The 26,767-nt window shown below is 67.1% G+C and carries 29 protein-coding genes; 15 read left to right on the top strand and 14 right to left on the bottom strand.

The features are described 5' to 3' along the window. Together ACLJOO_RS26620 and ACLJOO_RS26615 are read right to left on the bottom strand one after the other, a co-directional pair. Nucleotides 1-741 (bottom strand): FadR/GntR family transcriptional regulator, encoded by a 741-nt coding sequence (locus ACLJOO_RS26620; RefSeq protein WP_410790122.1) that lies wholly within the window; start codon nucleotides 739-741, stop codon nucleotides 1-3. Then, entirely contained in the window at nucleotides 738-2,054 is a 1,317-nt protein-coding gene (locus ACLJOO_RS26615) for an L-fuconate dehydratase (protein ID WP_410790121.1), read from the bottom strand. The genes ACLJOO_RS26620 and ACLJOO_RS26615 overlap by 4 nt, the downstream gene beginning before the upstream one ends. 138 nt (nucleotides 2,055-2,192) lie before the next feature. On the opposite strand from ACLJOO_RS26615, the gene ACLJOO_RS26610 reads away from it, so the two are divergent. From ACLJOO_RS26610 to ACLJOO_RS26590, 5 genes are all read left to right on the top strand, one after another. Beyond that, nucleotides 2,193-4,562: a glycosyl hydrolase family 95 catalytic domain-containing protein gene (locus ACLJOO_RS26610; protein ID WP_410790120.1), complete on the top strand. Its 2,370-nt coding sequence runs from the start codon at nucleotides 2,193-2,195 to the stop codon at nucleotides 4,560-4,562. A gap of 25 nt (nucleotides 4,563-4,587) precedes the next feature. Continuing rightward, a complete protein-coding gene (locus tag ACLJOO_RS26605) occupies nucleotides 4,588-5,580 on the top strand; it encodes an ABC transporter permease (RefSeq protein WP_410790119.1) in 993 nt (330 codons plus the stop codon). Beyond that, nucleotides 5,577-6,527, top strand: coding sequence for a carbohydrate ABC transporter permease (locus ACLJOO_RS26600; RefSeq protein WP_410790118.1), 951 nt, complete (start codon nucleotides 5,577-5,579; stop codon nucleotides 6,525-6,527). Before ACLJOO_RS26605 ends, ACLJOO_RS26600 begins: the two co-directional genes overlap by 4 nt. Nucleotides 6,528-6,572: 45 nt before the next feature. Further along, nucleotides 6,573-8,267, top strand: a complete 1,695-nt coding sequence (locus tag ACLJOO_RS26595; protein WP_410790117.1) for an ABC transporter substrate-binding protein — start codon at nucleotides 6,573-6,575, stop codon at nucleotides 8,265-8,267. 61 nt (nucleotides 8,268-8,328) lie between these two features. Next, entirely contained in the window at nucleotides 8,329-9,774 is a 1,446-nt protein-coding gene (locus ACLJOO_RS26590) for an alpha-L-fucosidase (protein WP_410790116.1), read from the top strand. 42 nt (nucleotides 9,775-9,816) lie between these two features. Here the strand turns inward: ACLJOO_RS26590 and ACLJOO_RS26585 are convergent, their stop codons facing one another. From ACLJOO_RS26585 to ACLJOO_RS26570, 4 genes are all read right to left on the bottom strand, one after another. Next, nucleotides 9,817-10,668, bottom strand: coding sequence for an ABC transporter substrate-binding protein (locus ACLJOO_RS26585; RefSeq protein ID WP_410790115.1), 852 nt, complete (start codon nucleotides 10,666-10,668; stop codon nucleotides 9,817-9,819). A gap of 89 nt (nucleotides 10,669-10,757) precedes the next feature. Next, complete coding sequence (locus ACLJOO_RS26580) at nucleotides 10,758-11,249, bottom strand: AAA family ATPase (protein ID WP_410790114.1); 492 nt, start codon at nucleotides 11,247-11,249, stop codon at nucleotides 10,758-10,760. Nucleotides 11,250-11,274: 25 nt separating this feature from the next. After that, the gene (locus ACLJOO_RS26575) at nucleotides 11,275-12,285 is read right to left on the bottom strand and encodes a Gfo/Idh/MocA family protein (RefSeq protein WP_410790113.1); all 1,011 of its coding nucleotides are present in this window, start codon (nucleotides 12,283-12,285) and stop codon (nucleotides 11,275-11,277) included. Beyond that, nucleotides 12,285-13,043 carry an SDR family NAD(P)-dependent oxidoreductase gene (locus ACLJOO_RS26570; protein WP_410790112.1) on the bottom strand — a complete coding sequence of 253 codons (759 nt, stop codon included), beginning with the start codon at nucleotides 13,041-13,043 and terminating at the stop codon, nucleotides 12,285-12,287. The genes ACLJOO_RS26575 and ACLJOO_RS26570 overlap by 1 nt, the downstream gene beginning before the upstream one ends. 109 nt (nucleotides 13,044-13,152) lie before the next feature. Between ACLJOO_RS26570 and ACLJOO_RS26565 the strand changes: the two genes are divergently transcribed. After that, entirely contained in the window at nucleotides 13,153-13,848 is a 696-nt protein-coding gene (locus ACLJOO_RS26565; RefSeq protein ID WP_410790111.1) for an N-acetylmannosamine-6-phosphate 2-epimerase, read from the top strand. Nucleotides 13,849-13,853: 5 nt separating this feature from the next. On the opposite strand, the gene ACLJOO_RS26560 is transcribed toward ACLJOO_RS26565, so the two are convergent. Beyond that, on the bottom strand, nucleotides 13,854-14,840 hold the full coding sequence (locus ACLJOO_RS26560; RefSeq protein WP_410790110.1) for an SDR family oxidoreductase: 987 nt from the start codon (nucleotides 14,838-14,840) through the stop codon (nucleotides 13,854-13,856). Nucleotides 14,841-14,982: 142 nt separating this feature from the next. Between ACLJOO_RS26560 and ACLJOO_RS26555 the strand changes: the two genes are divergently transcribed. Next, nucleotides 14,983-15,069 (top strand): hypothetical protein, encoded by an 87-nt coding sequence (locus tag ACLJOO_RS26555; RefSeq protein ID WP_410790925.1) that lies wholly within the window; start codon nucleotides 14,983-14,985, stop codon nucleotides 15,067-15,069. Between the two features lie 217 nt (nucleotides 15,070-15,286). Here the strand turns inward: ACLJOO_RS26555 and ACLJOO_RS26550 are convergent, their stop codons facing one another. Further along, nucleotides 15,287-15,748, bottom strand: a complete 462-nt coding sequence (locus ACLJOO_RS26550) for an SRPBCC domain-containing protein (protein WP_410790109.1) — start codon at nucleotides 15,746-15,748, stop codon at nucleotides 15,287-15,289. Nucleotides 15,749-16,018: 270 nt separating this feature from the next. Between ACLJOO_RS26550 and ACLJOO_RS26545 the strand changes: the two genes are divergently transcribed. Further along, nucleotides 16,019-16,717 carry a GAF and ANTAR domain-containing protein gene (locus ACLJOO_RS26545; RefSeq protein WP_410790923.1) on the top strand — a complete coding sequence of 233 codons (699 nt, stop codon included), beginning with the start codon at nucleotides 16,019-16,021 and terminating at the stop codon, nucleotides 16,715-16,717. Between the two features lie 61 nt (nucleotides 16,718-16,778). After that, nucleotides 16,779-17,420 (top strand): DAPG hydrolase family protein, encoded by a 642-nt coding sequence (locus ACLJOO_RS26540; RefSeq protein ID WP_410790108.1) that lies wholly within the window; start codon nucleotides 16,779-16,781, stop codon nucleotides 17,418-17,420. A 7-nt stretch (nucleotides 17,421-17,427) separates the two neighbouring features. On the opposite strand, the gene ACLJOO_RS26535 is transcribed toward ACLJOO_RS26540, so the two are convergent. From ACLJOO_RS26535 to ACLJOO_RS26520, 4 genes are all read right to left on the bottom strand, one after another. Beyond that, the gene (locus ACLJOO_RS26535; protein ID WP_410790107.1) at nucleotides 17,428-18,366 is read right to left on the bottom strand and encodes a hypothetical protein; all 939 of its coding nucleotides are present in this window, start codon (nucleotides 18,364-18,366) and stop codon (nucleotides 17,428-17,430) included. 2 nt (nucleotides 18,367-18,368) lie between these two features. Continuing rightward, on the bottom strand, nucleotides 18,369-19,199 hold the full coding sequence (locus ACLJOO_RS26530; protein WP_410790106.1) for a hypothetical protein: 831 nt from the start codon (nucleotides 19,197-19,199) through the stop codon (nucleotides 18,369-18,371). 8 nt (nucleotides 19,200-19,207) lie between these two features. After that, nucleotides 19,208-20,017 (bottom strand): hypothetical protein, encoded by an 810-nt coding sequence (locus tag ACLJOO_RS26525; protein WP_410790105.1) that lies wholly within the window; start codon nucleotides 20,015-20,017, stop codon nucleotides 19,208-19,210. 213 nt (nucleotides 20,018-20,230) lie between these two features. Beyond that, nucleotides 20,231-20,836 carry a TetR/AcrR family transcriptional regulator C-terminal domain-containing protein gene (locus ACLJOO_RS26520; protein ID WP_410790104.1) on the bottom strand — a complete coding sequence of 202 codons (606 nt, stop codon included), beginning with the start codon at nucleotides 20,834-20,836 and terminating at the stop codon, nucleotides 20,231-20,233. 57 nt (nucleotides 20,837-20,893) lie between these two features. On the opposite strand from ACLJOO_RS26520, the gene ACLJOO_RS26515 reads away from it, so the two are divergent. Next, entirely contained in the window at nucleotides 20,894-21,838 is a 945-nt protein-coding gene (locus tag ACLJOO_RS26515) for a quinone oxidoreductase family protein (RefSeq protein ID WP_410790103.1), read from the top strand. 7 nt (nucleotides 21,839-21,845) lie between these two features. On the opposite strand, the gene ACLJOO_RS26510 is transcribed toward ACLJOO_RS26515, so the two are convergent. Beyond that, nucleotides 21,846-22,616 (bottom strand): maleylpyruvate isomerase family mycothiol-dependent enzyme, encoded by a 771-nt coding sequence (locus ACLJOO_RS26510; RefSeq protein WP_410790102.1) that lies wholly within the window; start codon nucleotides 22,614-22,616, stop codon nucleotides 21,846-21,848. An 86-nt stretch (nucleotides 22,617-22,702) separates the two neighbouring features. On the opposite strand from ACLJOO_RS26510, the gene ACLJOO_RS26505 reads away from it, so the two are divergent. From ACLJOO_RS26505 to ACLJOO_RS26485, 5 genes are all read left to right on the top strand, one after another. Beyond that, on the top strand, nucleotides 22,703-23,446 hold the full coding sequence (locus ACLJOO_RS26505) for a hypothetical protein (protein ID WP_410790101.1): 744 nt from the start codon (nucleotides 22,703-22,705) through the stop codon (nucleotides 23,444-23,446). A 77-nt stretch (nucleotides 23,447-23,523) separates the two neighbouring features. Continuing rightward, entirely contained in the window at nucleotides 23,524-24,459 is a 936-nt protein-coding gene (locus ACLJOO_RS26500; protein ID WP_410790100.1) for a metal ABC transporter solute-binding protein, Zn/Mn family, read from the top strand. Next, nucleotides 24,456-25,259, top strand: a complete 804-nt coding sequence (locus ACLJOO_RS26495) for a metal ABC transporter ATP-binding protein (RefSeq protein WP_410790099.1) — start codon at nucleotides 24,456-24,458, stop codon at nucleotides 25,257-25,259. The genes ACLJOO_RS26500 and ACLJOO_RS26495 overlap by 4 nt, the downstream gene beginning before the upstream one ends. Then, nucleotides 25,256-26,113, top strand: a complete 858-nt coding sequence (locus ACLJOO_RS26490; protein WP_410790098.1) for a metal ABC transporter permease — start codon at nucleotides 25,256-25,258, stop codon at nucleotides 26,111-26,113. The genes ACLJOO_RS26495 and ACLJOO_RS26490 overlap by 4 nt, the downstream gene beginning before the upstream one ends. A 219-nt stretch (nucleotides 26,114-26,332) precedes the next feature. Further along, a complete protein-coding gene (locus ACLJOO_RS26485) occupies nucleotides 26,333-26,506 on the top strand; it encodes a CsbD family protein (protein ID WP_410790097.1) in 174 nt (57 codons plus the stop codon). A 43-nt stretch (nucleotides 26,507-26,549) separates the two neighbouring features. Here the strand turns inward: ACLJOO_RS26485 and ACLJOO_RS26480 are convergent, their stop codons facing one another. Further along, nucleotides 26,550-26,723 carry a hypothetical protein gene (locus ACLJOO_RS26480; RefSeq protein ID WP_410790096.1) on the bottom strand — a complete coding sequence of 58 codons (174 nt, stop codon included), beginning with the start codon at nucleotides 26,721-26,723 and terminating at the stop codon, nucleotides 26,550-26,552. Nucleotides 26,724-26,767: the final 44 nt, after the last annotated feature.

Raw genomic sequence — 26,767 nt, 5'->3', positions numbered from 1 at the left:
TCAGTTCGTCGGCGGGCGGTGTGCGAGCAGGTAGTCCTCGACGGTGAACAGGTGCGCGGCCATCCGGTTCCGGGCGCGATCGGGGTCGTGGCTGCTGAGGGCGGCGAGGATCGAGAGGTGTTCGCGGTGCGCGGTCTCGTCGGCGCCGGGCTCCGAGATGGATCGGCGCAGCCGGTCCCGCATCGTGCGGCCGCCGAGAGCATCGATGAGAGCGGTCAGCACCGGATTGCCGGCCGCCTCGGCGATGATGCGATGGAAGGCGATGTCGTTCTCGATGACGGCCTCGTGATCGGGCTCCGGGAGCGCGAGCTCGGCCTCGTTGCGCCGCAGCAGGTCTTCCGCGGCGGCCAGTTTGTCGACGGCGATGTCGCGGGCCGCCAGCGCCGCGACCTCCGTCTCCAGGATCCGCCGTACGACATGCAGATGATGAGTCCCGTTGCCGTCCTGCAGGTCGACGACGAAGCCCATCGGGGCGAGCAGCATGGACGGATCGAGCTTGGTGACGTAGGTGCCGTCGCCCTGCCGGGTCTCGAGGACGCCCATGATCGACAGCGCCCGAACGCCTTCGCGCAGCGGATTCCTGGAGACGCCGAGCGCCGCGGCGAGGTCTCTCTCGATCGGCAGCCGATCACCCGGCCGGAGCCGGCCGTCGATGATCATCTGCCGGATGCTCTGGACGACCACGTCGGTCTGTGACGAACCCGCGACCCGGGGATGCAGAGTGGACCTTTCCTGGCTCATGGCTGCTCCCCAGAGGCGCGTGCCGCCCAGTATTTGCCATCCGGGAAGCTGTAGGTCTCGAGCGACTCCCTGTACATCTCGGCACTGTAACCGGGCGCGTCCGGCAGCGCGTACGCCCCCTCGCGGACGATGCACGGATCCACGAAGTGTTCGTGCAGGTGGTCGACGTACTCGGTGACGCGGCGGTCGAGACTGCCGGAGACGGCGACATAGTCGAAGATCGCGAGGTGCTGGACGAGCTCGCACAGGCCCACGCCACCCGCGTGCGGGCAGACCGGCACGTCGAACCAGGCAGCGAGCAGGTAGACCGCGAGTACTTCGTTGACGCTGCCGAGGCGAGCCGCGTCGAGCTGGCAGTAGTCGAGCGCACCGGCCTGGAACATCTGCTTGAACAGCACCCGGTTCATGCCGTGCTCCCCGGAGGCGACCCCGATCGGAGCGACCGCTTTGCGGATCGCCGCGTGGCCGAGGATGTCGTCCGGGCTGGTCGGCTCCTCGATCCAGAGCGGCTCGAACTCGGCCAGCGCCTTCACCCACTCGATCGCCTCGGGCACGTCCCAGACCTGGTTCGCGTCGATCATCAGATTTCCGCCCGGACCGAGTACCTCGCGGGCGATGCGGCAGCGCCGGATGTCGTCGTCCACGTCGGCGCCGACCTTGAGCTTGACGTGTTTGTAGCCGGCGGCAACGGCTTCCTCACAGAGCCTGCGCAGCTTGGCATCGGAGTACCCGAGCCAGCCGGCCGACGTGGTGTAGCAGGGATAGCCGGACGCCGCGAGCTCCTCGATCCGTTGCTTACGGCCACTTTCGCGGGACGCGAGCATCGTCACCGCCTGGTCCGGGGTGAGGACGTCGCTCAGGTACCGCAGGTCGGCCGCCCGGACGAGCTCTTCGGGTGACATCTCGGACAGGAGCCGCCACAGCGGTACGCCGGCCCGGCGGGCGGCCAGGTCCCACAGAGCGTTCATCACCGCGGCCAGCGCAAGGTGGATCACACCCTTGTCCGGTCCCAGCCATCGCAGCTGGGAGTCCGACTGGAGCTCCCGGTAGACCGCGCCGAGGTCGTCGCAGAGTACGTCGACGTCACGACCCACCAGCGGCTCGGCGCGCTGCTCCGCCGCGGACACGCAGAGATCGTTGCCGCGCCCGATCGTGAACGTGAAGCCGTACCCGGACAAGGACGGGTCGTCGGTGTGCAGGACGACGTACGCCGCCGAATAGTCACCGTCCTTGTTCATCGCGTCCGAGCCGTCGCGGGTGAGCGACGTCGGGAAGCGGACATCGACGACCTCCACCGAGGTGATGCGTGGCATGGCGACCCTCACTGGTCCGAGATAGATAGGACTTTTCTCCAACTTTGATGGCGTTCAGTATGGACCACGCGGAGCGTCGGCGCTACGATCCGGGAAATTCATGGGATCAATCCTTGTTTCTCGATGGAAGGCTCCTCGATGAGCGACCTGGTGAGCTCAGACCGGTCCGGCATCCACACGCTGTTCTACGACCGGCCGGCGGCGACCTGGCTGGAGGCGTTGCCGCTCGGCAACGGCCGCATCGGCGCGATGTGTTTCGGAGGTGCCGGAAGCGATCGCATCGGGCTGAACGACGAGACGCTGTGGTCGGGCGGCCCGGAGACCGCGCGGCTGCTGTCCACTCCGCTCGGAGCGACCGGAGCGGACGCGGTCGACGCGGTCCGCGAGGCGTTGCGGGCGGGCGACATCCGTCGCGCCCACGAGTTGGCCGGCGGATTTCACTCCGGCTACTCGCAGGCGTACCTGCCGCTCGGTGATCTCCTGCTCGATGTCCGCGTCGGCGGATCCACACCGGTCGCGGACCAGGTCACGCAGTACAGCCGAACACTTGATCTCGACGCCGCGGTGGCCATCACGCAGTACGACGTCGGCGGGGTGAGCGTTCGGCAGGAGGCCTTCGTCAGCGCGCCCGACGGCGTACTCGTCGTACGGTTGACGGCTTCTGAGCCGCAGTTGGCGCTCACGTGCCGGTTGACGTCGAAGCTGCAGTCGCGAGCGCAGGCGGTCCAGGGCGGGCTAGGCCTGTTCCTGCAGGCGCCGGCCGATGTCGCGCCACCGCATCGAGACGTGCCGCAGCCGATCCGGTACTCCGACGGCGCGGATCGCGGGATGGCCGCCGCGATCGCGCTCCGGGCAACGAGTGACGGCGAGATCCAGGCGACCGCGTCGGAACTCGTCGTCGACGATGCGACCGAGATCATCCTCGTCCTCTCCACTGCGACGGGGTACGACGGACCGTCGACGACTCCGACCCGGACGGGTGACGAGTGCTGGGCCGCCGCCGACGAGACCGTGCTCGCGGCCCTCGACCGCGACTACGCCGTACTGCTGGACGATCACCAGCGAGATCACCGGGACCTGTTCCGTCGTTCGTCGCTGGAACTGACCGGGCCGACAGAGGAGTCCCGGCTGCCGACCGATCAACGGGTGGCGCGCGCCGCCGATGATCCCGCGCTGGCCGCGCTGCTCTTCAATTACGGCCGCTACCTGATGATCGCGAGCTCGCGGCCGGGCGGGCTGCCGACGAACCTGCAGGGGATCTGGAACGAAATCCTGCGCCCGCCGTGGAGCTCGAACTTCACGGTGAACATCAACACCGAGATGAACTATTGGCCGGCGGAGACCACAAACCTGTCCGAGTGCCACGAGCCGCTGCTCAGGTTTATCGATAGCCTCGCGCTGGCTGGACGCAGTACCGCCCGCGAGCGCTACGGGTGTGGAGGCTGGACCGCGCACCACAACACGGACGCGTGGGGCTGGACGTTCCCGGTCGAGGGCGATCCGCGGTGGTCGAACTGGCCGATGGCAGGTGCCTGGCTGGTCCGCCACCTGTGGGACCACTACGAGTTCACGGGCGATCTGGAGTTCCTCGGACAGTCCTGGCAGGCGCTGCGCGGAGCGGCGGAGTTCTGCCTCGACTGGCTCGTCGAGATGCCCGACGGCAGCCTCGGTACGGCGCCGTCGACCTCACCGGAGAACGACTACATCGCGGCCGACGGGCAACCGGCGTCGGTCACCGTGTCGTCGACGATGGACCTGGCCCTGATCTCGGACCTGTTCGACCGGGTCGAGCGGGCGGCGCAGCTGCTGGACGTCGTGGACCCGATCGTCGGCGAGCTGTCGACCGCCCGCAAGCGCCTGCCCGAACCGTCAATCGGCGCGCAAGGACAGTTGCAGGAATGGGCAGCCGACCTGCCGGAGGAAGATCCGCACCACCGGCACATGTCCCATCTGGTCGGCCTGTATCCGGGTGACGCGATCACGCCCGGCGGTACGCCGGTCCTCGCCGCGGCGGCCACGCGCACACTGGACCTGCGTGGCGACGAGGCGACCGGTTGGTCGCTCGCCTGGAAGATCTGTCTGCGTGCGCGTCTCCGGGACGCGGCGGCTGCGCACCGCCTGGTTCAGGCGTTCCTCCGGCCGGCGGACGACGCCGCCAAGGGGCGTCCCGGAAGCGGTGCGGGGGTCTATCCGAACCTGTTCTGTGCGCACCCGCCGTTCCAGATCGACGGCAACTTCGGTGCGACCGCGGGGATCGCGGAGATGCTGCTGCAGAGCCACACCGGCGAGATCGAGGTGTTGCCGGCCCTTCCGGCGGAGTGGACCAGCGGCCGGGTGACGGGCCTCAGAGCCCGCGGCGGAGTCGTCGTCGACATCGCGTGGACACCGCAGCGCGTCGAGACAGTCCTGACCGCCGACCGGGATCAGGAGCGGGTCGTCCGCCAGGGCGGCGTACTGGTGCCGGTCCGACTGACCGCCGGAATCGGTCACCGGGTGAGCTCGACATGATCCCCGGCCTGGACGAGGAGGTTCCATGGCAACGCTGACAACTGTCCGGCCGCCCGCGGGCGAGCTGCCGAACCGGCCGAAGCGACGACGCCGACGGGAGCGCCCCGGATTCAAGGGATTCCGGCGCAGCCTTCGGCGGCACTGGACGATGTACCTGTTGATGGTCGTGCCGCTGGTCTGGTTCGCGGTCTTCAAGTACATCCCGATGTCGAACGCGGTCCTGGCGTTCAAGAGTTTCAACGTGACCAAGGGCATCTGGGGAAGCCCCTGGGTGGGTTGGCAGAACTTCGAGCTGTTCTTCCACAACCCGGTGTTCTGGACCCTGGTGAAGAACACCTTCCTGCTCTCGGTCTACACCGTCGCGGCCAGCTTCCCGATCGCGATCATCCTCGCCCTGGCCCTGAACGAGATCCGCGTGGGTCTGTTCAAGAAGACGGTCCAGCTGGTCACCTACGCGCCGTACTTCATCTCGACCGTGGTGGTCGTGTCGATGACGATCCTGATGCTGTCGCCGCGGCTAGGCCTCGTCAACGAGGGGCTCGGGTTCTTCGGCGTATCGGCGGTCGACTTCCTCGGCAACCCGGACTACTTCCGGCACATCTACGTCTGGTCCGACGTCTGGCAGACCACCGGGTACTCCGCGGTGATCTACCTCGCGGCGCTGGCCGGGGTCGATCCGGCGCTGCACGAGTCGGCCAAGATCGACGGCGCCACCCGATTGCAGCGGATCCGGCACGTGGACCTGCCGGGCATCATGCCGACCGCGGTGATCATCCTCGTCCTTGCCGTCGGCAACATCATGGCGATCGGCTTCGAGAAGGCGTTCCTGCTGCAGAACCCGCTCAACCTGAGCCAGTCGGAGATCATCGCGACCTACGTCTACAAGACCGGTCTGCTGAACGCCGACTTCAGCGGGGCGACCGCGGTGGGGCTGTTCAACTCGGTGATCAACCTGGTCCTGCTGCTGATGGTCAACACGATCGCCAAACGGGTCACCGGGAACGGATTGTGGTCATGAGCGTCGAGACTGAAGCCAGAACGTTGCCGAGCAAGAGAGTCGAGCGTCGGGCGGCACGCGCACGCCGGATCCGCGAGCCGCGCACGGACCGCCTCTTCTTGTTCTGCGTGTACCTGCTGCTCGTGGTGTTCTTCCTGGTGGTGCTGCTGCCGCTGCTCTACATCGTGGCCAGTTCGTTCAGCAGTCCCGCGGCCGTGTCGTCGGGGCGAGTGCTGTTCTGGCCGGTGGAGTTCTCGCTGCGCGGGTACCACGCGGTGTTCGAGAACCCGCAGATCGTCCAGGGGTACGTGAACTCGTTGTTCTACACGGTGGTCGGCACGATCGTCAGCGTCACCATGACGATCGCGATCGCGTACCCGCTGTCGCGCCGTACGCTCGTCGGCCGCAACGTCGTGATGACGCTGATCCTGTTCACGATGCTGTTCACCGGCGGGCTCATCCCGACGTACCTGGTGGTGCAGTCGGCCGGCTTGCTGGACACCCGGTGGGCGCTGATCATCCCGCAGGCGATCGGCGTCTGGCAGGTCATCATCGCCCGCACCTATTTCCGTACGGCGATCCCCGACGAACTGGTCGAGGCCTCCCAGCTGGACGGCTGCGGTGACCTCAGGTTCCTGTGGTCGGTGGTCATCCCGTTGGCGAAACCAATGATCGCGGTGGTCGCGCTGATGTACGCGATCATGCAGTGGAACTCGTACTTCGACGCCCTGATCTACCTGAAGAACCCGGACCTGTTCCCGCTGCAACTCGTGCTGCGCAACATCCTGATCCTGAACACAACCGGAGGTGGGGCGGTCGACGCCTCCATCGTGATCCAGCGCCAGGAACTCGCCGATCTGCTCAAGTACTCGCTGATCGTGGTCGCCAGCGTGCCGGTGCTGCTCATCTACCCGTTCGTCGCCCGCTATTTCACCAAGGGAATCCTGATCGGCGCCGTCAAGGGCTGATCCCGGTACCACCTCCGTATCACCTCAACCCCTGTGAGGGACGTAATGTCTGTAAAACTCAGTACGCGGAGGCGTGCCGCGATCGTCGGCACCAGCCTCCTGGCACTCGCCCTCGTGGCCTGCTCCGGCAGCAAATCGGACAACGACTCGGCGAACAAGCCGTTGCCGACGATCACCGGAAATCCCGATGTCACGCTGAACGTCTTCGCGCCGCAGTCGGCCGACACGAACCTCGCCACGAACGACTTCACCAAGCTGGTGAAGGAGAAGTTCAACATCACCGTCAAGTGGCAGACCACGACGTTCGACGGCGGTCCGTCGAAGGAGAAGCGGCAGATCTCGCTGGCCAGCGGCGACTACCCCGATCTGTACCTGCTGATCCCCTGGGTCGACCAGTTCACCCCGGCGGAGCTGCTCAAGCTCGGCAACCAGGGTGTCGTCGTACCGCTGAACCAGCTGATCGACCAGTACGCGCCGAACATCAAGAAGGCGCTGGACTCCACGCCCGAGTGGAAGGCGATGGCGACCGCGCCGGACGGCAAGATCTACGGGATGCCGCAGTGGGTCGACTGCTTCCACTGTTCGTACCCGGACAAGCTGTGGATGAACTCGGCGTGGCTGAAGAAGCTGGGCCTCGAGCAGCCGAAGACCACCGAGGACCTGCGGAAGGTGCTCCAGGCGTTCAAGACCCAGGACCCGAACGGTAACGGCAAGGCCGACGAGATCGCGCTCAGCGCGAACGTCCGCGACAACCTCATCCCGTACTTCATGAACGCCTTCATCTACGACCCGCAAGGGCAGAACAACAGCGGCGGCAACAACTCCACACTGGTTCTCAACAACGGCAAGGTCGACGTCCAGGCGAACAAGGACGGCTGGCGCGAAGGCCTGCGGTACATCAACTCGCTCTACAAGGAAGGCCTGATCGACAAAGGCGCCTTCACGCAGAACCCGGACGCGATGCAGCAGCAGGGCAACCACGGCGGCTCGGTCATCCTCGGCGCGGGCACCGTCATGCACTCGGGCATCTTCGTCACCGTCGGTTCGGCGGACGGGCGGGACCAGCAGTACGACGCGGTACCGCCGCTGACCGGTCCGAGTGGCGCGAACTACGCCAGCTACGTCTTCCCGAGCATTCCCGGCGCAACGTTCGTCCTGACGTCGAAGGCCACACCGGAGAAGCAGATCCAGGCGATCAAGATGCTCGACTACATCTTCACCGATGAGGGACAGAACAACGGACAGTTCGGCATGGAGGGCAAGGCCTGGACCAAGCCCGGTCCCGGCGATGTGGCGCTCGACAAGTCGCTGAAGCCGAGCTTCAAGCAGATTCCCCTGAAGCCCGGGTCGAAACCGCGGAACAGCGGCTGGGGCCCGCTGGCGCAGTACAACAACACCGCGAAGTACCGCAACTCCGAGGTCATCGACACCGACACCCACTCGCAGGCGGGGTACGAACGCAAGCTGTTCGAGGCCACCAAGCTGTACGCCGGCCACGAAGACAAGGCCCAGATCTACCCGTTCTGGAAGGTGTGGATCGACCCGACGCTGGCCAACGAGGTCGCGACGCTGCAGACCAACATCGAGAACTACATTCAACAGAACGCGCTCCAGTTCGTGACCGGTTCGAAGAACATCGACACCGACTGGGACAGCTACGTCAAGGGTCTCGACGGCCTCGGCCTGAAGCGGTACCTGGAGATCCAGCAAACGGCGTACGACAAGGTCCCCAACAAGTAGCCCACCCATCGGGACCGGCCGGAAGGCCGGCCGGTCCCCAGCAGTGATGAGGAGTCAAACCGTGGCTGTCGGCCCCTTCGAGCCGTCGTTCGAGTCCCTGACCACGTTCGAGTGCCCGGACTGGTTCCGGGACGCGAAGTTCGGCATCTGGTCACACTGGGGGCCGCAGTCGGTGCCGCGGTACGGCGACTGGTACGCGCGGAACATGTACCGCCAGGGCACGGATCAGTACCGCTACCACCTCCGCACCTACGGGCACCCCTCCGAGGTGGGCTGGAAGGACGTCGTACCGCAGTGGAAGGCGGAGCGCTTCGATCCGGAGGCCCTGATGGACCGGTTCGTCGCCGCGGGCGCGCGGTACTTCGTGGCGCAGGCGGTCCACCACGACAACTTCTTCAACTACGACTCGGCCGTGCACGCCTGGAATTCGGTGAAGGTCGGTCCAGGCAAGGACATCGTCGGCCTGTGGAAGGCGGCTGCCGACGGACGCGGGCTGCCGTTCGGCATCACCGAGCACCTGGGCGCCGCGCTCGGGTGGCTGGCGGTCAGCAAGGGCAGCGACAAGGACGGCCCGTTCGCGGGGACGCCGTACGACGGAACGGATCCGCGCTACCGCGACTTCTACCTCGACAACGCGCGCTACTTGCCGGCCGAGGACATCGACGTCCACGACCCGTGGTACCTGGACGATCCTGGCTGGCACGCGCACTGGCTGGAGGCGGTGACCGAGATGATCGACCGGTACCAGCCCGACCTGCTGTACTCCGACGGGCCGCTGCCGTTCGGCGAGGCCGACTACACGCCCGGTCTCGAGGCCGTGGCCCGGTTGTACAACACGAGCGTGCGCGCCCACGGGACGAACCGTGCCGTCTACCAGCAGAAGGATCGCCGGCCGGAGGTGAGTGCTGTCGGCGTGATGGACATCGAGCGCAGCCAGACCGCGGCCATCCATCCGTTGCCGTGGCAGACCGACACCTCGGTCGGTGACTGGTTCTACAACGTCCGCGACGTCTACAAGACCGCCGGGCACGTGATCGAGATGCTGGTCGACATCGTCTCGAAGAACGGGAACCTCCTGCTGAACGTGCCGCAACTGCCCGACGGCTCCATCGACCTCGAGTGTTCGCAACTGCTCGACGACCTCGGCGCCTGGACGCAGACCTGCGGCGAAGGCATCTACGGCACCAGGCCGTTCCGGGTGTTCGGTGAAGGGCCGGCGAGCGTGGTCATCGACGGGTTCACCGAAGACCGCGTGAACTGGACGAGCTCCGATTTCCGGTTCACCCGCCGTGACAACACCGTCTACGCGTTCCAGCTGGCTTGGCCGACCGACGGACGCGCGGTGATCCGCAGCTTTGCGGGGCATGAGTCCGTCGCCGGCGTGCGGCTGCTCGGCCACGGAGCTATCCCCTTCGAGCAGGCCCACGGCATCCTGGTGGTCCGCCTTCCGGAGACACGTCCGGTCGACGTCGCGCATTGTCTCGCCATCGATCTGCGCGCCGAGTAAACCTCGCACTACCGGTGCCCTCGGCAACCAACTGGTGTCTGGCTAGTGGTAGTCGGCGACGGTGGTGACGAACGCGGCGGCGGTTGTGAACGTCAGCGGTGGTTCGGGGTTCCAGCCGAGCACGTTGCCGGTGCGGACGCCGGGGACCTCGGACCAGCCGGGGATGTCGGCCAGGCGATCGGAGCCCAGTGAGTTCGGGCGTTGGTCGTACAGCACGAGGTCGGCGGGATGTTTGCTGGCGAGGTCGGTCCACTTCACCACCTCCCACCCGCCTGCCGTGGTGGTCGGTGTGAAGTGCACGCCTGCGTCGGCGAGGAGGTGGAGGCTTGGCCAGTAGGCCGGATTCGCGACGTAGGCGTCGGTGTCTGTGCCGCCCGACAGGGCGACCACCTGCACCGGCGCATCTTGAGCGAGCTTCTTGCTCAGCGCGGCGATTGCCGTCGTGAGGTCGGCTTCGGAGTCCGGGAGGCTGTCCGGGGTCAGTGCTTGTGCCAGTTCGTGGAAGCGGCCGATGACGGATTGGAGAGTCCGGTCGCCGGCGATGCCGATCAGCAGACTCGGCGCGAGGCCTTCGAGTTCCTCGGCGACGGACGGCGTGACGCCGTACACCTCACCCGCGTAGGTGACGCCCACCACGAGGTCGGGGCGCAAGGACTTGACCAGGTCGAGGTCGATGCCGTCACCGGAGCCGACGCAGGGCACGTCCAGCCCGGCCGCCGTGGGAACAGCTCCGCTCTCGGCGTGGTGCTGGGAGCCGAAGTACCCCACTACCGGTACGCCGAGCTGCTCCAACGTTTGTGCAGCCTGCGCGTACGCAAGCACCCGCGCCGGGCGACCGGTCAGCGCGAGGTGCTGCTGCCGATCATCGTCGAACGACCAACCACTGGATTCCATGCCGGCACAGTCCTCCCGTCGAGTTGACACACAGAGACCATCATCAGTCGTCTCACCGCCGGCCGCAGCGGTACAGCGTGTCAGGGGGCTTATGGGGCCAGCAGAGCGCCGAACTGCTGCTCGACTGCCTTGAGTGTCTGCTCGACCGTCTGCCCATCGACCACGATGACGCGTGCGTCGGTCCCCTCGAGCTGACTTTGGATCAGCTCCCAACCCCAGACCAGACCGCCGTGCTCGCCGCCTGGATTCCTGCCTTCCAGCCGTGCGAGCTGTTCGTCCTTGGACGGCATCAGCCACACGGCGTTCTCGGCGACCCCAGCCATCGTCGGAGTGACGAAGGCGCCTTCGACAACTACCGATGTCTCCCCAGGCAGCGCCTGGATGTCCTCGATGATCATCGGCCGACGGTCGAAATCTCCCGGCCCGCTCCCCAACACATGAAGCCCCGCCGCAGCCGCGCGCTGCTCATGATCGGAGGTATGAGCGTCCACGCTGTACCAATGAAAACCGTACTTTGCCGCCAGCAACCGACTGATCGTCGTCTTACCCGCTCCGGCCGGTCCACCCATCCAGAAGATCATATAAATCAAGTCTATCCACGGTGCCCTAGCCAGTTGGGGCGGTCAGCTGCACCGTCTGGCCGGTGCTGATCGAGTCTTCGATCGCGCAGATGATCTGAGTGACGAGTACGCCGTGGTTGATATCCGGTCCGAGGTCGCCGCCGTCGACGAGTCCCGCTGCGAAGTCCTGCACCATCCACACGGCCGGGCCGACCTGTGATCGCCCGATCCGGCCGGAGACCGGCCACGCAGACCGGTACTTGTCGCTCACCACGGTGAGGCCCTGATGCGACAGATCCGCGGTCACCGACCCCTCGGTACCGATCACCTGGAACCGGAAGTCGACGATGCCGTCACCGGCATCCGGGAGCGTCCAGGCCGAGGAGAGCGTCGCCGTCGATCCGTCGTCGAAGGTGACCAGCGCGTGTACGACGTCCCAGGTGTCGATGCCTCGCCTGGCGAGGACGCCACGCGACCCCACCGCGCTCACCGAAACGGGCCTCCTGCCGGTGAGCCACAGGACGAGGTCGAGCGTGTGCGGCATGAGGAACCAGGCCGGCGACGACTGCGCCGCCCACGACAGCATCGTGGTCGGCACGAAGAAGGAGTTGCTCAGGGTGGCCGACGCCGTGATCGGTTCCCCAACGCTCGTCATCGCTGCCTTGGCCTGCACCACGTGCGGGTTCCAGCGGTTCTCGAAGCCGACGAGGCATCGAACGCCCGACCGGTGCACCGCGGCGGCAATGGCGCGGGCGTCGTCCAGGGTGGTGGCGACCGGTTTCTCGATCAGCAGATGCTTGCCCGCGTCGGCCACATCGACCGCGACCTCGCGATGCGCGAAGTCCGGGGTCGCCACAATCACGGCGTACGGATCGAAGCTCTCGAGCAACTCGACGTGCGACGCGACGACGGGCAGGCCGGTGGCGGCACGAGCCTCGTCGGCCACCTTGACCGAGGGCTCGGCGAGTCCGACGACGGTGACGTCCGGCTGTCCCTGGAGAGCCTCGGCGAACAGCCTCCCGCGCAAACCGGCGCCGACAATACCTATGGTGACCATCAGAACAGTGTGAAGCCGCCGTCGACCTTGACGACAGAGCCGGTCATGAAACTGGACGCCTCGCTCGCCAGGAAGATCGCCACCGGCCCCAGCTCCGGCGGCAACCCGTAGCGCTTCATGGCCGCGGGATCGACACACCACTGCTTGAACTCCGGCTGGTCGACCGGCGACATCTCCGTGAGGAAGTACCCCGGCGCCATCGCGTTCACGCGGATCCCGTGCGGCGCCCACTCGGCCGCCAGCGCCTTGGTCAATTGATGGACCGCGGCCTTGGACGACAGGTACGACGCCTGCCAGCGCGGCTGGTTGACGATCTCGGCCGACATAGAACCGACGTTGACGATGGTGCCTCCGCCCCGCTGCGCCATCCGGCGTCCGACCGCGCGACTGCAGTACCAGACGCCGTCGACGTTGACGGAGAACACGTCGTGCCACGCCTCGTCGGGCGTCTCGAAGGCCCGGCCGGCGACGCCGATGCCGGCGTTGTTGAGCAACACGTCGATCTCGCCGAACTCGGTACTGACCTGCTCGACCGCACGTTCGACGTCCTCGACATCGGACACCTCGAGTTGTACGCCGTACGCGCGAATGCCGAGCTCGCGCAGTTCGTCCGCGGCGGCCTCGGCCGCTGCGAGCGTGCGCGCCGTCACCGCCACCGCCGCCCCCGCGTCGCCGAGCGCCTCGGCCATCGCCCGCCCAAGCCCCCGGCTACCACCGGTGACCAAAGCAACCTTGCCCTCGAGAGAAAACTTCTGCATCGCGTTCATGGCGTCCTTTCGATGGGGTTGTGCGTCACTGACGAGTTTCCACCAGTCGCCCACGGCGCATGAAAGTATGCAGAAACTATGTGATGAGGAGGATGAGCGCATGAGCGACTCGCGGCTCGCCTCGATCAAGGGGCAGTTGGTCGTGTCGTGTCAGGCCTATCCCGGTGAGCCGATGCGGTCGCCGGCCATCATGGCTGCCGTCGCGCAAGCAGTTGTCGCTGGTGGCGCGAAAGGGGTCCGGGCTCAGGGCATCGAAGACATCGAGGCCATTCGCCCACTTGTCGAGGTCTGCCTGATCGGATTGGTCAAACGCGGAGCCGACGGTGTCTTCATCACGCCCACGGTCGCGGACGCCCTGGACTGTGTCGCCGCCGGCGCGGACATCGTCGCCGTGGACGGCACGCGCCGCGATCGCCCCGACGGACAGCCCCTGGCCGCGACCGTAGCCGCCGTCCATGCAGCAGGCGCCCTGGTGATGGCCGACTGCGGCAGTCTCGACGACGCCCTCTACAGCGTCGCAGCAGGCGCCGACTGCGTCGGAACCACGCTGGCCGGCTACACCGGCGAGCGTCCCGTCACCCGCGGCCCCGACCTCGACCTGCTGACCGAACTCGTAGCGCAGCTGACCGTCCCGGTCATCGCCGAAGGACGCGTCCGCAACCCCGACGACGCCCTGGCCTGCCTCGAGGCCGGCGCGTACGCCGTCGTCGTCGGGACCGCAATCACCCACCCCACCCGCATCACCCGAAGCTTCGCGGAACACCTGACGCACCGTGCTCCGGACCGCGACCAGTAGGCCAGTCAGCTTGTGTAGCGGGCTATCAGGGTGTTCATAGCTTCGTCGATGCCGGCGTCGGTACGGCGGCGTGCCGGGTCTTCGTCGTACCAGCTGATGATTTCGCGCGCACCGGTTTCGAACGGGATCGTGGCGACGAAATCTGGCACGACTCGGCGGAGTTTGGTGGTGTCGAAGACGGCTGAGTGGGTCTTGTCGCCGAGGAGACCGGCACCCCACGCCGGATGGACTGCGGCAATGGCGTCCGACGGGACGTGGACGATCTGTGCTGACGTGCCGGCCGCACTGGCCAGCGTATGAGCGATCTGGTCCCAGGTGAGGACGTCGTCGGAGGTGATCTGGAAGGCCTCGCCGAGCGTGCGGGGGTGGCCGAGCAAGGGAACCAGGCCGCGGGCGAAGTCGCGGTGGTGGGTCAGGGTCCACAGGGAGGTGCCGTCGCCGTGGACCACAACGGGCTGACCGCGGCGCATGCGTTCGACGATCGTCCAACCGCCGTCGAACGGGACGAGGGTGCGGTCGTACGTGTGCGACGGCCGCACGATCGTGACCGGATAACCCTCGTCGCGGTACAGACCGGTGAGGAGATCTTCGCAGGCGATCTTGTTGCGTGAGTACTGCCAGAACGGATTGCGCAAGGGCGTCGACTCGGTGATCGGCAGCCGGGCCGGTGGCGTCTGGTACGCCGATGCGGAGCTGATGAACACGTACTGGCCGACCCGTCCGCGCAGCGCGTCGGTGCGAGCGCGCACCTGATCAGGTGTGAACGCCAGCCAGTCGACCACGACATCGAAATCCTCGCCGGCTACTGCGGCGAACGCCGATGCGTCCTCGATGTCCGCGGTGATCACTCGCGCTTCCGGAGGCAGCGGGCGAGTCGAGGTCTTGCCGCGGTTGACGACCGTCAGGTCGAGCCCCGCCTCCACTGCTCGCCACGAGCAGGCCGAACTGATGATTCCCGTCCCACCGAGAAAGAGCACACGCAAGCCAGGCATTCAGACAACTCCTCGAGGTCGCGATCATGACATGAGCAAGCCCGACGCCCAGAGTAGGCCGAGCTCGCAGGCCTACAGGCAACAGTGAGACCATCTTGTTCGATGTTTGATCGATCCTTCAGCACCGGCCGAGATCAGCGAGGTGATCCTGCAGTGTGCGATCTACTGCGGAGTCCCTGCCGCCAACTCGGCGTACGCCGTTGCCGCCCGCGTCATCAACGAGGACTGAGACTTGCGGTAACCGCCCCACAGACTCGGCGTGATCTCGTCCGTGAGCCGCTCGGTTCCGCGGTAGACCTCGTCGGCCAGGATCCAGGCGCCGACCCGCTCAGCCACCGCGACGACGGCCTCGAGTTCGGACGGATTGTTCGGGTTGGTGATCGCGATCAGCTTGGTGTCCGGACGTACGACGCTCTCGAGCGCCGCTCCCACCGCCAAAACCACCTTTACCCGCGTGGTTCACCCCGCCCCCTGAGGGCAGCGGTGGTCCCCTCCACCACCTTCCTCAGACGGTCGAGGGCGCCCGTCCAGAGCTTGTCGTACGGCGCCAGCAGGCTGTGGCGGATGCCGCCGTGGGTCAAGATCAGATGCGTCTCGTCCTGCCCTGGGACCACGTCCACCAAGACCGTGCTGGCGGGGTTCGGCGGGTCGTCGAAGGCAGCCCGGAAGTAGTGCGGGGGCTCGCAGGCCGTCACGATCCCGGTCTGTTCGGCCCGGGAGCGAGTCACGACCCTGAACCCGCCGTACTGCGTGTCACTCAGAACGGTCGGCCCGAGCCAGCTACTGAGCTGCTCCGGCCTGGTGATGAGCCTCCACAAGGAGCCCGCATCGCAACTGAACGTCCGTACGTATCTCAACTGCGGCGCCCGATCGGTGCGCGTCGCGCGCGTTTCCGTTGTACGAGCCATACCCCCCCAGTGCCCCCTGATCAGCTGCCGCAATCGCTTGCCGGTGGTCACCGGCGGCCTCGGGGCTGGTGCGGAGTTCGGGATGATGGCAAGCTCAGTATTGGCGACTGTTGGGCAGTCAGCAGCCGGTCACGCAAGTTTGGGCTGCCTGGGAGGAACCATGGCCGTCAGCGTCGTTGACACAGCATGAGCGAGCTCGAGGATGACGCCCTCGAGCTGGCCGCACACGAGATGGCCGCTCACGAGATGCCGTCCGAGACCCGGCTGCGGATGGTCGAGAGCGTCGACGAGACGGCCGACGTCTTCGCGCGGCTGGCGGTCGAGTTGCACAGCGCCGGCGGCGTCGAGGAAACCGTCGATGCGGTGGTCCAGTTCGCCCTGCAGGCGTTGGGCTGCAGCTATGCCGGGGTGGCGCTCTACAACCGAGGCGGGCGGCCGGAGATCCCGGCCGTCACGGATCCGGTCGTCGCCGAGATCTACACCCTGCAGATCGCCGACGGGGCCGGACCGCTGATCGAGTCGGCGCAGCACCAGACGGTGGTGCTGGTCCGCGACACCGCCACGGATGTCCGTTGGCCGAGGTGGGCTGCGGAGGTGACTCGTCTCGGGGTCCGCAGTGTGCTGGATGTGCCCTTGGCCGTCGGCGCCGCCGGCTCGCGCTCGTTCGGCGTACTCGGGCTGTACGCCCCGGAGCCGAACGCCTTCGGTCCGGACGACGAGGCGATCGCCCACATCCTCGCGAGGCACGCATCGGTCGCGGTCGCCACGGCCCGGCACGAGCAGACGCTGGCCCGGGCGGTCGACGCGCGGAAACTGGTCGGCCAGGCGATGGGGATCCTGATGGAACGCTACGGCCTCGACGACGACCGTGCGTTCGCCGTCCTCAAGCGCTACTCCCAGGACACCAACACCAAACTGCGCGACGTCGCCCAGCAACTCGTCGACACCCGCAAGCTGCCCCGCACCTGAAGCTCGTCGAGCTCTCGAGTGCGCCCGAATGAAGTGGAGCGCAGCGGGCACAAGGGCCCGTATGCCTGAGCTTCCCGCACCGCGACCTGTCCTGTGGCCGCTTCGGCCGCAGGAGTCGGCCCGCGTCTCGAAGACGACCGCACACGGCCAGGTGTGCGTGACCATCGAGCACGCCCCGCTCGCCGGCGTCACGCCGGAGATGCTGGCCTGGTGGTACCGGCACGTGCCCGGCACCATGATGTACGCCGGAACCCGGCAGCCGCGCTACCTCGTCTGGCATCCGCTCGATCACATCTCCTACGAGATCGAGTCGCCGGGTGTCGACGGCAGCGTCAGCGCGGGGGCCCGGCTGCACATCACCGAGGCACTCGGGCGGAACCCCGACACGCTCATCGACCTCCACGTCGCTGTCGACGAGATCGACGACCGCTCGGCCACGATCGCCAGACGAGTCCTCGGATCGAGTCTTGTCCGCCTCGAGAACGAGTACGACGCGATCGGCGGCGACACCCGCTGCGTCACCCGCCTGGTCCTCGGCGACGACACCGTCCCCGGCCGGCTCCTGCTCAACAAGATCGCCCGGACGAAGGCCTTCCCGGAGCGCAAACTCGGCCCGTGGATCCGCCACCACATCGAGGAGATCGGCAACCTGGAGAACTTCCTCCCCGACCTCGTCCGCTACCACGCCGACCACGAGCCCTGATCGAGACCTACTCCCCGAACAACAATGGCTGGTCGCCGGGTTGCAGGACGCGGCGGAAGTAGACGGGGTCCGCGAACGTCGCCGGTACCTTGCCGAGTCCCTTGATGACCGTCGCGGTGCCGTTGGCGTGACCAACGGCGTACAAGTAGCCCGCACCAGTGTCCTTGTCGATGCCGAGCAGCAGGGTGCCGTACTGGCCGCATTTCTCGGCGATCAGCGTCTCGAAGCCCTGCCAGGTCGAGCTGCGGACCCTCTTCACGACCGGCTTCATCGGCGAGGTCAGTGGGAGCCGGATCGTGTAGAGCGCGCCGCCCCGGGTGGTGGCCAGGAAGGTGTCGTACGTCGCGGTCTGGCTGATCAGCACCATCGTCTTCACCGCCGAGAACCCACCCGCGGACTGTGCGTTGGTCCAGCCGAACCCGCCCTTGTCGTCCCACCGGGTGATCGTGCCGTTGCTGCGCAGCGAGTAGTGATTGACCAGGGCCCAGGGATCCGGATCGTTCGGGTAGCTCGTCTCGAGGAAGGTGGCGTCACCCCAGCCGCCACCGATCCGGAAGTTGTGCGACTGCGTTCGGTCGACCTCGCCGGATTCGGTGAGGAAGTAGGTGCTGCTGTACAGGCCCGAGCCGATCACCACGTGGCCGGCGTACGCGCCGCCGAAACCCTGGACGACGGGGTCGTTGAAGAACAGACTGCTCAACCTGGGCAGGCCCTCGGGATAGAGGTCGGGATAGCTCGCCTTCTCCTGCACGGTTGCCGGTGAGCCGGCGGTGATCACCCGGTCCGTGTGATCGCGACCGGCGGTCACCGACCCGATCTCCATCGTGCACGCCGCGGTGGCGGATGTGTCAGCCGCCACCGCCTCGCCCGGAGCCACGGCCAGCACCCCGGTCACCAGCACGGCGGCAGCAGCCACCCGCCCCGCCGTACTGCGTCGCTTCGACATGATCACTCCCCGAAGAGCATCGGATTGTCGCCCGGGCGGATGACGTGGCGGAAGTAGACGGGATCGGCGAACGTCGCCGGCACCTTGCCGAGGCCTTTGATGACGGTGGCGGTGCCGTTGGCGTGACCAACGGCGTAAAGGTAACCGGACCGCGTGTCCTTGTCGATGCCGAGCAGCAGCGTTCCGTAGATGCCGCACTTCGCGATCGTCAGCGACTCGAAGCCCTGCCAGGTCGAGGACCGGACCAGCTTCACGATCGGCTTCATCGGCGACGTCCGGGGGATCCGGATCGTGTACAGCGCGCCGCCCCGGGTGTTCGCCAGGAAGGTGTCGTACGTCAGGGTCTGGCTGATCAGCGCCATCGTCTTGACCGCGGCGAAACCGATCGCGGTCTGCTTGTTGCCCCAGGCCGACCCGGACCGGTCGTCCCAGCGAGTGATCGTGCCGTTGCTGCGCAGCGAGTACTGCGTGGTGATCACCGGGAGACTCGGATAATTCCAGTACGTGGTCGAGTCGAAGAAGGTCGCGTCACCCCAGCCGCCGCCCACCCGGCTGAGGCCGACCGTCGGCCGGTCGACCTCGCCGTCCTCCGTGAGGAGATAGCCGCTGCCGTACAGCGTCGAGCCCATCACCACGTAACCCCAGATCCGCCCGCCGGTACCGGTGACGTCCGGATCGCTCGAGACGGTCCCGCTCAGCCGGACCTGACCGTCGGGGTAGATGTCGGTGAACCTACCGTTCTGCTGCACCGTCGGCGGCGAAGTGGCCGTCACGATCGTGGCCGTGTGGTCGCCACCGGCTGCAGTGAAGGCAGTACTCAGTCGAACGGACATGATGGTCCTCATTCCCCGAACAGCATTCGGGCGTCGCCCTGACGGAGCTGGCGCCGGAAGTACACCGGATCTGCGAACGTGGCCGGCACCTTGCCGAGCCCCTGGATCACGGTGGTCGTGCCGTTCGCGTGCCCGACGGCGTACGCGTAGGCGGACTGGGTGTCCTTGTCGATGCCGACCAGCATCGTCCCGTACTGACCGCACTTCTCGGCCACCAGCGCGTCGAACGCCTGCCAGGTCGAGGTGCGAACCTTCTTCACGATCGGCTTCATCGGTGACGTGCGCGGGACGCGGATCGTGTAGAGCGCACCGCCGCGGGTGTTGGCCAGGAACGTGTCGTAGGTCAGCGTCTGGCTGATCAGCGCCATCGTCTTGACGGACGAGAACCCGGTCGCGGACTGCTTGTTCGCCCACAGTCGCGGATTGTTGCCGTTGTTGTAGTACATCTCCCAGCGCGTCAGCGTCCCGTCGGCGCGCAATTGATACTGCGTGGTGAGATTCGGCAGCTTGGGGTAGTCCCAGAAGCGGCTGGTCTCGAAGTACGTCGTGTTACCCCAACCGCCACCGACGAAGTAGGTGGTCGGCCTGGTCCGGTCGACGTCTCCGTCCAGGGTGAGGTAGTAGGAGGTCGAGTACATGGACGAGCCCAGCACGGTGTATCCGCCGATCCACCCGCCGTACCCGGTGACGTCCGGATCGGCTTCCATCGATCCACTGGCCCGGACCGCGCCGGCCGGGTAGACACCGGTGTCCGGCGCGTCGGTGGACGCGGCGCCGACGGTGACCAGCTTGCCCGCGTGATCACCACTGGCGGTCACGGAGCCGACATGGACATAACAACCAGCTGACGCCTGCGCAGTCGCAGACCTTTCCGCACCCACCGCTTGCGCGACCCCAGGGGTGACTCCCATTACCAGGAACGCGGCAACCGCCGCCTTGCTCAATCGACCGGACATTGCCAGCCCCTCGGGGTCACAGTACGTAGTAACGCTTCTGCTTACTCGATACGCGGCAGAGCCGGAAAGTTGCGCTTATGGCCGGGCGATCGCGGCGGCTCCGGCGAGGACCACTTCGAGGCAGTCGCGGAACAAGTCGTCGACGTTCCGGCCAGGGGCGAAGTACTCCTTGATCGCGCGGACCGAGACCGGGTGCGTGGCGGCGTACTGCTCGAGGTCGAAGTCGGCCGTGTCCGGCGGCGGTGACTGCTCCTCGAGCACGTGACCGATCGTGAAGCGCTCCACGGTCAGCACGATGATGCGGGCGTCCCGGAGGGGGATGCCGCGGTCCGCAAGCGTGCTCATCGCGAGCTCGGACCAGGCTCCCGTCTGCCTGGACAGCTGGGCGATCGAGACGACCCGCGCGCCGTCCGGGTGGGCGACGAGCGCGGCCCGCAGCCCGAGGGCGAAGTCTCTGAGCCAGTCCTGCCACGGCTGGTCCGGTGCCGGCGGCGTGGGGTCCGGAACGATCGCGTCGGCGATCGCCGTCACCAGGGCCGCCTTGTTGGGCAGGTGCCAGTACAGCGTCGGCGCCTGGACGCCCAGGCGGGCGGCCAGCTTGCGCAAGGTCACGCCGTCGAGTCCGGCGGTGTCGAGCAGCGCGACCGCTTCGTCGACGATCCGGGTCCGGTCCAGGCTCACGCTCCGGATTCTAACAGTGTTAGAGTGAATCTAACGGTGTTAGAGAGAGGTGGAGTCATGAAGGCTGCTGTGCTGCACGAAGTGGGCGGCGTACCGCGGTACGAGGAGTTCCCCGACCCGGTGCCGGCCGACGGGGAAGTGGTGATCGAGGTGCTCGCCGCCGCGGTCGAGAACGTCGACAAGGCGTTTGCTGCCGGGACGCATTACGCAAGTGCGAAGTACTTGGCGGTGCTGCCGATGATCCCGGTGTTCGACGGCATCGGCGCGCTGCCGGACGGGACTGTGGTTGGCTTCGGCAACCCGCGACTGCCGTACGGCGCCCTCGCCGAGCGGACCGTCGTACCCGAGGGGTCGTACGCGCCGATCCCCGAAGGCGTCGATCCGGCAGTCGCCGCGGTCATGGCGTCCGCGATCACCGCACTCACGATGAAGACCGCGGCCGGTCTGCAGCCGGGGGAGACGGTCCTGGTGCAGGGCGCGACCGGCGTGGCCGGCCGGCTGGCGCTCCAGGTCGCGCGGCTGCTCGGCGCCGGCCGGATCGTCGCCACGGGCCGTGACGACAGCCAGCTCGGCGAGCTCGAGGCCGACGCGGTCATCAACACCGCCGTCTCCGACGAGGAGCTGCAGCAGGCGTACGCCGACGCCGGTCGGTACGACGTGGTGCTCGACTTCTTGTGGGGACGTCCGACCGAGATCCTGCTCCGCGCCCTCACCCCGGACGAGTTCGCGTTCGGCACGCCGACCCGCATCATCCAGACCGGCGAGGCGGCCGGCGCCGATCTCGTCGTACCCGCGTCGGCGCTGCGCACGTCGGGCGTCGAGATCTACGGCGCCGCCCGCAACCTGACACCGGAGTCGATGGGCGAGTCGTACCAACAGGTCGTCGAGTGGACCCGCGCCGGCGACCTCACCTTCCAGATCGACCGGGTGCCGTTGAGCGAGATCGGATCCGCCTGGCAACGCACGAGCTCACGCGGCCGCCGGGTGGTCGTCCACCCCTAGGCCCTGTCTAGTAGCCGGGGAAGACCTTCCGGAGTTCGTCCAGCGTGACGTTGCCGGTCACGCTCACGCCCGCGGCGTGCTCGGCGCCGAGCCGTCCGGTCAGCAGTCGCACCACGGCCTCTGCCGGACCCTCGAACGTGGCCGTCGGGTCATCGACCGTGCCGGCGACGGTGATCGCGTCGGTGATCGTGATGCCGCCGCCTGGGATCGCCAGGCGGACCTCCTGCTCGAGCTGGTCGGGCTTGCTGGAGAAACCCAGAAGGAAAGCCAGCGGCCCACCGAACAGCTCGATGAGCAGCTCGGCCGAATCCGGTTCCACGGTCGCCGACGGGTCGACTCCGACGCGGACGTCCCAGGCGTGGTTGGCGACCTCGTTGAGCCGCAGGCCGAGCGCGACCACCAGCGGCACCGGCTCGGGCAGGAAGCCCAGGTTGATGGGGAGATCGCGCTGCTCGACGCTGAGCCCGGCGACGGTGTCTAGGTACGCCGCGTTGTGTTTGACGAACCCGGCCGCCTGGTCGGACGGGGACGAGGCGTTCCAGCGAGCCCAGATCGCCTGGTTGTCCTCAGCCTCGACGTGCTCGCCCGCGGCGATCGCGATCGGCTTGCGGGAGATCTCGGCACCGCTTCCGAGGTGCGACAACGCCTGTGCGACGGTCCACTCCGCCGCCCCGCTGCGGTCCCTCAGCTGTTGATCGGACAAGGTCGGCACCAGTGCAGCGAGGGCGTCGTGGTTTGCACGCAGTGCCGCGATGGCGCGGTCGACGAGTGTGGTCATACGAACCTCAACCTCGCAGTCCACGGCTTTCTTCCTGAGTAGTTGTACCGATTCCGGGGGCCGTGAAGGCGGGCAGTCTGCTGGGTATGTCGAAGATCTGGGTGTTCTGCGGGGCCGTGGTCGTGACGATCGTCGCCATCGTGCTGGTCGCGATCGCCGACGTACCGCTCGAGGAGATCCTGTCGTTGTTCCTCGGCGTGCTGTGTCTGCTCTGGTTGATTCTGCTGCTGACTGTGCCGTGGAACCTCTACTTCCAGGCGCATGCGCTGATTCACGAGATCCGGACGAGTCGTGACCGCGGCATCGACGTACCGGCCGAGCGGGACCCGGAGGCACGACGGATCGCGTCCCGGATGCGCTGGTTCGCGGTCGGGTCCCACCTGGCGTCGGCGGCACTCGTTGCCCTGATCACCTATCTGTCCGACGGCGCGATCGGTTACTACCTGGCCGGCCTCTACCTGATCAGCACGTTCTTCCGGCCGGCCGGTGCGTACTTCAGCTACCTGCGTGACCGGATGACCACCATGCTGCAAGACGTCAAGCACCCCCGCGACGACCTGATCGAAACCCTCCGCCGCCTGGACACGATGAAGGCCGACCTCGAGTCCTTGCGCCACGAATCAGACGATCAGAACGTCCGCCTCGCTCATCTCACGCAAAGTCTGGCCGCCGCCGAAGCCAACGCCACCGCCGGGGACAGAGCGCTTCACGCCAAGGTGGACGCCCACGCCCGCCAGTTCGAACACTCGCTGACCCGCCTCACCGACAACCAGGAAGTCATCGCCGGCCTCAAGGCCTTCCTCCGCCTGGCCCGCTCGGAACTCAGCTAGGGCCGGCTGGCGCTGCGGGACCATATGCGATAATGATAACGGTTGTCATTTCATTCCGCTCGAAGGTTGGTCCTCGCATGACTCGCAGACTGTTCGCTGTGCCCGCTGTCGTCACCGTCGTCGCTCTGGGGCTGAGCGGCTGTTCGTCGGGCGGTGACGCTGCCGCCGGGTCCCCGTCGTCGTCCGCTGTGTCCGGTGGCGCGAAGATCAAGGTGGTCGCCTCGACCGATGTCTGGGGCAATCTGGCCGCAAGCATCGGCGGCGACAAGGTGGAGGTCACCTCGATCATCACCAGCCCGGATGCCGATCCGCACGAGTACGAGGCGAACACCCGCAACCAGTTGGCGCTGGCCGATGCCGCGGTGGTGCTGGAGAACGGCGGTGGGTACGACGACTTCATGGACCGGATGCTGAAGAGTGCGAAGAACACCTCGGCAACCGTGCTGAATGCGGTGACCATCTCCGGCAAGAAGGCAGCGGGCGGCGAGGAGCTCAACGAGCACGTCTGGTACGACTTCCCGACGGTTGCCAAGGTCATCGATCAGGTCCAGCAGGCCTACGCCAAGGCCGCACCCGGCGACGCGTCGACGTTCCAGCAGAACGCCGCCGCTCTCAAGCAGAAGATCGACGGGCTGACGCAGCAGGAGGCGACGCTCAAGGCGAAGTACGACGGTCAGCCGGTCGCCATCACCGAGCCGGTGCCGCTCTACCTGCTCGATGCGGTCGGACTGCAGAACAAGACCCCGGACGAGTTCAGCGAGGCCATCGAGGAGGACACCGACGTACCCGCGAAGGTGCTGGACGAGACCTTGCAGCTGTACAGCAAGCACGAGGTGAAGCTGCTCGCGTACAACGCGCAGACCACCGGTCCGGAGACCGAGAAGGTGCTGAACGCCGCCAAACAGAACAACATCCCGGTGGTGCCGGTCACCGAGACCCTCCCGAGCGGCAAGGACTACGTCGGCTGGATGTCGGCGAACCTCACCGCGGTCGGCGCGGCGCTCGGACAGTGAGCGTCGTACTGCGCCTGGAGCAGGCAGCGCTCGGCTTCGGGTCCCGCGCCCTCTGGGAAGGTCTCGATCTCGAGGTCCACAGCGGCGAGCTGATCGCCGTACTGGGCGCCAACGGGTCGGGCAAGTCGAGTCTGCTGAAGGTCGTCCTCGGCCAGGCCCGGCTGTGGTCCGGATCCGCGACGTTCCTCGGTACGCCGGTACGCCGGGGTGACCGGCGGATCGGATACGTACCGCAACAGCGGCTGGCCGAGGACGGCGTACCGCTGCGTGGGCGGGATCTCGTGGCGCTCGGTGTGGACGGGCACCGGTGGGGCGTTCCGCTGCCGTCGCGCGGGCGTCGGCGGCGGGTGAACCAGTTGTTGTCGTCGGTCGGAGCCGAGGCGTATGCGTCCACTCCGCTGTCGTCGCTGTCGGGCGGCGAGCAGCAACGGCTGCGGATCGCGCAGGCGCTCGCGGCCGATCCACGGCTGCTGCTGTGCGACGAGCCGTTGCTGTCGCTGGATCTGCCGCACCAGCGACTGGTCAGCGATCTGGTTGATGACGCCCGCCGGCGGCTCGACCTCGGCGTCCTGTTCGTCACCCACGACATCAACCCGATCCTCGACAAGGTCGATCGGGTGCTCTACATCGCCAACCACCGGTTCCGGATCGGTACGCCGGACGAGGTCATGACCACCGACGTACTGAGTGACCTGTTCGACGCGCCGGTCGAAGTCATCCGGCACAACGGGCGGATCCTGGTCGCGGGTGTGCCGGACCACGACCCGTACCACCACCCGGAACAGGCCGTGGCGCGATGATCGGCCTGGACAGTCTCGGCACGGTCTGGTCGGAGATCTTCAACTTCGCCGACTACGGACAACTCCTGCCCCTGTTGAAGAACTCGATCATCGCGTGCGTCGTGCTCGGCATCGTCGGCGGCCTGATCGGCGTGTTCGTGATGATGCGCGACATGGCGTTCGCGGTGCACGGCGTCAGTGAGCTGTCCTTCGCCGGTGCGGCGGCCAGCCTGTTGTTCGGCGCCAGTGTCGTCACCGGGGCACTGCTCGGATCGCTGACGGCCGCGCTACTGATCGGCGTACTCGGTGCGCGTGCCCGAGATCGCAACTCGGTGACCGCCGTACTGATGCCGTTCGGCCTCGGACTCGGGATCTTGTGCCTAGGTCTCTATCACGGGCGGGCGGCGAACAAGTTCGGCCTGCTCACCGGGCAGATCGTGGCGATCGACGATCCGCAGATCAAGTCGCTGATCGTCATCTCGGCCGTCGTGGCCGTCGGACTGGTGGTGATCTGGCGGCCGTTGCTGTTCGCGAGTACGGACGCGGACGTCGCCGCCGCCCGCGGTGTCCCGGTCGGCGTCCTGTCGATCGCCTTCATGATCCTGCTGGGTCTCGCCGTCGCGGTCTCGGTGCAGATCGTCGGCGCTCTCCTCGTGCTCTCGCTCCTGGTGACACCCGCCGCCGCGGCGCTGCGAGTCTCCTCGTCACCGGTCTGGGTTCCACTGCTCAGCACCGCCTTCGCCGTGGTCTCGTCGGTCGGAGGAATCCTGCTGGCCGCCGGCAGTTCGGTCCCGATCAGCCCGTACATCACGAGCATCTCGTTCGCCATCTACCTGACCTGCCGACTGCTTTCAGCAGGCCGGTCGAGGATCTGATCGCGGACTCGGCCGAGGCCGTCTGCGAGTGCGGTCAGGGCCCGGTCAAGGGCGCCGACTCCGGCGACCCCAACGCCACCCTGGGCCGCACACCCGGCCGCTTCTGAACGTGTGCCGTGGGCGCCCCTCCAGATCCTGCGGGTCCTGGGCTGGCATGGATCGGCTGCTTGCGGGCACTCGGACGGGGTTGGAGATGCCGGACCCGAGGAGGAGAGAGCGATGGGTGTCGGACGGAAGGCGAAGCATGCCGCCGAGGCGGCAAAGGGCAAGGTCAAGAAGGTGACCGGGCGAGCGACGGACGATCGCGACCTGGAAGCCGAGGGCCGCGTCGAGGAGACGAAAGCCGACCTGAAGCAGGCCGGCGAAAAGGCCAAGGACGCCTTCAAGGACTGACCTCGGCCGAAGACGAGCCCCGCACACGCGGGGCTCGTCGTCATCAGGTGTTGCGTGGCAGTTGCTCGTCCGGGTCTTCGTCCGGCTCGGGCTCCGGGTCCGGGTATGGCGTCAGATCCGGATCGTCCGGCTGTGTACCGCCCGGCGTCTCGCGGTCCGGGTCCGCAGGACCGGGAATCGGCGGCACAGTTCCTGGAGGCACGGGATTCGTACTCATGTCTGGCTCCTTTGCGAGACGAATCGACGTCCTACCGGTGCCCA

It is taken from the genome of Kribbella sp. C-35, from assembly GCF_046549195.1.
Lineage (GTDB): Bacteria > Actinomycetota > Actinomycetes > Propionibacteriales > Kribbellaceae > Kribbella.
Note: the sequence above shows the minus strand (reverse complement) of the source record. Positions and strands in the feature narration are given on the sequence as shown.

Bases quoted from the DNA above. Each gene is read 5' to 3' on its own strand.
- ACLJOO_RS26550 (WP_410790109.1), bottom strand. From the start codon at position 15,748: ATGGCTCGTACAACGGAAACGCGCGCGACGCGCACCGATCGGGCGCCG.
- ACLJOO_RS26505 (WP_410790101.1), top strand. From the start codon at position 22,703: ATGTCGAAGATCTGGGTGTTCTGCGGGGCCGTGGTCGTGACGATCGTC.
- ACLJOO_RS26585 (WP_410790115.1), bottom strand. From the start codon at position 10,668: ATGGAATCCAGTGGTTGGTCGTTCGACGATGATCGGCAGCAGCACCTC.
- ACLJOO_RS26575 (WP_410790113.1), bottom strand. From the start codon at position 12,285: ATGGTCACCATAGGTATTGTCGGCGCCGGTTTGCGCGGGAGGCTGTTC.
- ACLJOO_RS26485 (WP_410790097.1), top strand. From the start codon at position 26,333: ATGGGTGTCGGACGGAAGGCGAAGCATGCCGCCGAGGCGGCAAAGGGC.
- ACLJOO_RS26490 (WP_410790098.1), top strand. From the start codon at position 25,256: ATGATCGGCCTGGACAGTCTCGGCACGGTCTGGTCGGAGATCTTCAAC.
- ACLJOO_RS26480 (WP_410790096.1), bottom strand. From the start codon at position 26,723: ATGAGTACGAATCCCGTGCCTCCAGGAACTGTGCCGCCGATTCCCGGT.
- ACLJOO_RS26620 (WP_410790122.1), bottom strand. From the start codon at position 741: ATGAGCCAGGAAAGGTCCACTCTGCATCCCCGGGTCGCGGGTTCGTCA.
- ACLJOO_RS26615 (WP_410790121.1), bottom strand. From the start codon at position 2,054: ATGCCACGCATCACCTCGGTGGAGGTCGTCGATGTCCGCTTCCCGACG.
- ACLJOO_RS26600 (WP_410790118.1), top strand. From the start codon at position 5,577: ATGAGCGTCGAGACTGAAGCCAGAACGTTGCCGAGCAAGAGAGTCGAG.
- ACLJOO_RS26570 (WP_410790112.1), bottom strand. From the start codon at position 13,043: ATGCAGAAGTTTTCTCTCGAGGGCAAGGTTGCTTTGGTCACCGGTGGT.
- ACLJOO_RS26535 (WP_410790107.1), bottom strand. From the start codon at position 18,366: ATGTCGAAGCGACGCAGTACGGCGGGGCGGGTGGCTGCTGCCGCCGTG.
- ACLJOO_RS26610 (WP_410790120.1), top strand. From the start codon at position 2,193: ATGAGCGACCTGGTGAGCTCAGACCGGTCCGGCATCCACACGCTGTTC.
- ACLJOO_RS26560 (WP_410790110.1), bottom strand. From the start codon at position 14,840: ATGCCTGGCTTGCGTGTGCTCTTTCTCGGTGGGACGGGAATCATCAGT.
- ACLJOO_RS26605 (WP_410790119.1), top strand. From the start codon at position 4,588: ATGGCAACGCTGACAACTGTCCGGCCGCCCGCGGGCGAGCTGCCGAAC.
- ACLJOO_RS26540 (WP_410790108.1), top strand. From the start codon at position 16,779: ATGCCTGAGCTTCCCGCACCGCGACCTGTCCTGTGGCCGCTTCGGCCG.
- ACLJOO_RS26545 (WP_410790923.1), top strand. From the start codon at position 16,019: ATGGTCGAGAGCGTCGACGAGACGGCCGACGTCTTCGCGCGGCTGGCG.
- ACLJOO_RS26500 (WP_410790100.1), top strand. From the start codon at position 23,524: ATGACTCGCAGACTGTTCGCTGTGCCCGCTGTCGTCACCGTCGTCGCT.
- ACLJOO_RS26510 (WP_410790102.1), bottom strand. From the start codon at position 22,616: ATGACCACACTCGTCGACCGCGCCATCGCGGCACTGCGTGCAAACCAC.
- ACLJOO_RS26580 (WP_410790114.1), bottom strand. From the start codon at position 11,249: ATGATCTTCTGGATGGGTGGACCGGCCGGAGCGGGTAAGACGACGATC.
- ACLJOO_RS26595 (WP_410790117.1), top strand. From the start codon at position 6,573: ATGTCTGTAAAACTCAGTACGCGGAGGCGTGCCGCGATCGTCGGCACC.
- ACLJOO_RS26565 (WP_410790111.1), top strand. From the start codon at position 13,153: ATGAGCGACTCGCGGCTCGCCTCGATCAAGGGGCAGTTGGTCGTGTCG.
- ACLJOO_RS26515 (WP_410790103.1), top strand. From the start codon at position 20,894: ATGAAGGCTGCTGTGCTGCACGAAGTGGGCGGCGTACCGCGGTACGAG.
- ACLJOO_RS26530 (WP_410790106.1), bottom strand. From the start codon at position 19,199: ATGTCCGTTCGACTGAGTACTGCCTTCACTGCAGCCGGTGGCGACCAC.